Below are 254 nucleotides of genomic sequence, written 5' to 3'. Positions count from 1 at the left end.
CGCCGCGCACGGTGATCGGCCCCATCAGGCCGTGCAGCACGATGTCGATCGCGCGCGTCGGATCGCCGGCGAGCCACTCGGAGCCGTCGAGCGGCGGGAACACCGGCGGCACCCCGCGGCCGTCGAGACCATGGCAGGCGATGCAGGTGCGCGCGAACACGGCGGCACCGCGTTCGTGGATCGCGGCGTCGATCGCGTGCACGCGCTGCGCCGGGGCTTCGGTGGCGGCGGCGCCCTTCGCTTGTTCGGCCAGC

At 75.2% G+C, this 254-nt stretch carries 1 protein-coding gene; it reads right to left on the bottom strand.

The features are described 5' to 3' along the window. On the bottom strand, positions 1 to 254 hold a 254-nt coding region (locus RYX56_RS23825), incomplete at both ends, for a c-type cytochrome (protein WP_317124316.1).

It is taken from the genome of Alkalihalophilus lindianensis (assembly GCF_032843265.1).
GTDB classification, from domain to species: Bacteria; Bacillota; Bacilli; order Bacillales; family Bacillaceae_D; genus Alkalihalophilus; species Alkalihalophilus lindianensis.
This window is presented reverse-complemented; position numbering and strand designations above follow the sequence as displayed.